5 protein-coding genes are annotated in these 3191 nt (G+C 62.0%); 2 read left to right on the top strand and 3 right to left on the bottom strand.

Features of this window, described 5'->3' with window-relative positions; all coding sequences use genetic code 11:
* Positions 1-131 precede the first annotated feature (131 nt).
* Positions 132-386: a hypothetical protein gene (locus tag MPJ51_RS21390; RefSeq protein ID WP_298391031.1), complete on the bottom strand. Its 255-nt coding sequence runs from the start codon at positions 384-386 to the stop codon at positions 132-134.
* A 160-nt stretch (positions 387-546) separates the two neighbouring features.
* Between MPJ51_RS21390 and MPJ51_RS21385 the strand changes: the two genes are divergently transcribed.
* A complete protein-coding gene (locus tag MPJ51_RS21385) occupies positions 547-1212 on the top strand; it encodes an isochorismatase family protein (protein WP_298391029.1) in 666 nt (221 codons plus the stop codon).
* A complete protein-coding gene (locus MPJ51_RS21380) occupies positions 1203-1970 on the top strand; it encodes an SDR family oxidoreductase (RefSeq protein ID WP_298391027.1) in 768 nt (255 codons plus the stop codon). Before MPJ51_RS21385 ends, MPJ51_RS21380 begins: the two co-directional genes overlap by 10 nt.
* A 27-nt stretch (positions 1971-1997) precedes the next feature.
* Here the strand turns inward: MPJ51_RS21380 and MPJ51_RS21375 are convergent, their stop codons facing one another.
* Positions 1998-2828: a TonB family protein gene (locus tag MPJ51_RS21375; RefSeq protein ID WP_298391025.1), complete on the bottom strand. Its 831-nt coding sequence runs from the start codon at positions 2826-2828 to the stop codon at positions 1998-2000.
* Positions 2825-3191 (bottom strand): biopolymer transporter ExbD (locus tag MPJ51_RS21370; RefSeq protein ID WP_298391023.1); only part of this gene is annotated, 367 nt, incomplete at its 5' end. The genes MPJ51_RS21375 and MPJ51_RS21370, both read right to left, overlap by 4 nt.

Here is a 3191-nt window from a genome sequence, read left to right as displayed (position 1 = left end):
TATCTGTCCCTGTCCCAGCCGGATTCAAAGGCCAGCAAGGCCGAGAGGAAATCTGTGAATGTACCATCGGGCATTGTGAGCGGTCTTTCATCTAAAGGTTGATTCGTTTCGATGTGATGCATGCATAAGTGTCAATTGAAACATGGAAATCTTGGGGCAATCTCATTAATTGAGAGCGACAGGGATTTTCGGCGATATCTCGCGGTTTTGCGTTTTTTTATCAGCAGCATTCCGTCAAACGGATGTGCGGAATCGGCTTCAGCAATGGTACGCTCATCAACAATTGGCTGCACACGCCATGGTAGTTTCACAACCACTTGCGACCCTAATTCCCCGGTAATGGGATTGCCATTCCGGAAGGAATTGGTCAGAAGAACGTCAGACAAACAGGCCACCGCCGACCCGGCTGCGAATTCGCATTCTGGTTGAGCGCCCCCAGCACATATTTGCGACGATTTCCTGCCACGGCAGGGCCGTGACTATGGCACCGGCCCGGCTTTGGCCCAACCCTCCGCTCGCATCCCAATAGCCGTAGAAGGATCAACCATGTCTTTGCCCAAGATTGCCGATTATCCGCTGCCGCAGCCCGGCGATTGGCCCGCGCCGCGCGCGCCATTTCAACTGGAGCCGGGCCGCGCGGCACTGCTGATCCATGACATGCAGCGCTATTTTTGCGCGGCTTATGGGACAGATGCGCTGGATCGGGAGGGGTCGGTTTTACGGGCTGCCACGGGGAACATTGCGGCGCTGGCCCGGCAGGCTCGGGCCGCGGGGATTCCGGTGTTCTACACCGCGCAAAAGGGCAATCAGTTGCCCAATGACCGGGGCCTGCAAAGGGCGCTTTGGGGGCCGGGCATGCAGGCCATCCCGGAACATGAGGATATTGTCGCTCCACTTGCGCCCCAACCCGACGACATCCGGCTGGTAAAGCATCGCTACAGCGCGTTCCAGCGATCCAATCTTGAACATCTGCTGCGGGCGCGGGGCCGGGATCAGTTGATCGTCACGGGCATCTACGCCCATATCGGCTGTCTTGCGACCGTGGCCGAGGCTTTTCAGCGCGATATCGAACCGTTCTTCGTGGCTGACGCCGTGGCAGATTTTTCGCCGGAAAAGCACAGCATGGCTGTCGAATGGGTGGCCAATTGCGCCGGACGTGTCGTGACCACGGATCAGGCCCTGACTGCGCTGACGGCTCCGTCATGCGGTTGACGGGTTTCCAAGGGCAGGGGGCCTTTGTTGCTGGGGCCGGGGGTGGCATCGGTCGGGCCATCGTCGCAGCACTGGCCGAGGCAGGCGCGCGGGTATTCGCAACGGATCTGGCTGCAGCCCTTCCCGAATGCGCTTCCGAACCGAACGTCACCTGGGCACCCCTGGACGTCACCGAGCCGGAGGCGGTTGCGGACAAGGTCGCACAGGCCGGGGCCGAGATCGGCCCGATCCGCCATGGCGTCTTTGCATCCGGCATTCTGGGCAGCGCGGCCACGGTCGAGACATCGCCCGAGGACTGGCGGCATGTGGTAGATGTCAACCTGCATGGCGGGTTCTTCGTGACCACCGCGCTGGCCCGGGCCATGCTGCCGCATCGACGGGGTGCGATTGTTGCCATCGGCTCGAACGCGGCAAATATCCCCCGCTTGAATATGGGGGCCTATCCGGCCAGCAAGGCGGCGTTGCATATGCACATGCGCTGTCTGGGGCTTGAGGTTGCCGACAAGGGCATTCGTTGCAACATCGTGGCACCCGGTTCGACCCTAACCCCGATGCAGACAGGCATGTGGGCGGATGCAACCGGGGCCGCAACGGTTATTCGCGGCGATCTGGACATCCACAAGACGGGCATCCCCTTGGGCAAACTCGCCCGGCCCGAAGATATCGCCGCCGCGACGATGTTCCTGCTGTCCGATCAGGCCGGGCATGTCACGATGGCCGATCTTTTGGTCGATGGGGGGGCCACGCTCAGGGCCTGAACGCCTTGCTCTTCAGGCTTTACGGCATCACCCGGATGGCCCCATGCGGATCACCACAGAGAAGGAAAAGCTATTGCCCGTCAGCGCCTTGGGGGCTTTGGGAAAGCGTTTCGCCCGGGCGACAGCATCCATTGCCGCCTGGTCCAGCTCGGCATATCCCGATGAATTCCGCATCCGGTACCCCAGCAGTCGCCCGTCCCGAGCCACTGTCAATTCGATCTTGATGTCTCCATTGCTGTTCGTCCCGCGGGGATAGCGCTTGTTCCGTTCGATGCGGGATCGGATTCGCGCACCCCAAACGCTCAGCAGTTCGGCCTTTTGCCCTGCATCGCCGACCGAGACATTGTCACTGCCCTGACCGGCATGCGCGGCCCCACCGGTTCCTGCCGCGACCTCCTTATTCCGCGCGGCCGATGTCTGCTGCGCCTTTTGCCCCTGTTCCGGCTGTTTTTCCTGCTGCTTGGGTTCGGGGCGCGGCTCTGTCTTGGCCTTTGGTTCAGGAGGGGGTGGGGGCGGGGTGGTCTCAAGGTTCAACGCGTCCGCCTCTTGCGGTTGTGCAAGCGCCAGTTTCAATGCGGCGCGCGGGGCCTGAGGCAGTTCGATCTGTGGCGCTGCGGGGATATCTGGCGGCGCTGACGGCGCGGTCAGGTTTTGCTGGGTGACCTGCGTCACTTCGGGCGGACGCTCCCAAGATTGCACCATGTCGACAACGGTCTGGGCGGCGGCTTCGATCGAGACCACCGCCGCACCTCCGCTGCCCCCCGCGCGAACGCCGGACAGGGGGCGCTGCGCAAAGGCCAGCAGGTGGATTGCCCCGGCGAGGAGGACAAAAACGGCGATTTCCAGCCCCCGTTTCATTGCGCGATCACGATCAGTTCGACGCGGGACAGGCCCGCTGCGGACAGGTCCTGCAACAGCCGGGCCAGTTCTTTCGCCTCCAGTTCCGCATCAGCACGGATCTGGATGACCTGATCTGTCTCCGCCGCGGTTGCAATCGCGGTCAGGGCGGCGGGGCCTTCGGCCTCTTCAAACGCGGTCCTGCCGGTTTTATCAACGTAAAGAATGCGTTCGACCTCGGGCTCGATATCCGACATGGCGTTGGGTGGGGTCACCTCGAACGGGTCGGGTTGGGCCAGGTTTGATGTCATCAGAAAGAAGATCAGCAGCAGGAACACCACGTTGATCATCGGCACGATGGATTCGGCACGTGGCTTGCGGGGC

It is taken from the genome of Ruegeria sp. (assembly GCF_028066395.1).
Lineage (GTDB): Bacteria > Pseudomonadota > Alphaproteobacteria > Rhodobacterales > Rhodobacteraceae > Ruegeria.
The sequence above is the reverse complement of the archived record's forward strand: the minus strand, read 5'-3'. Positions and strand labels throughout refer to the sequence as shown.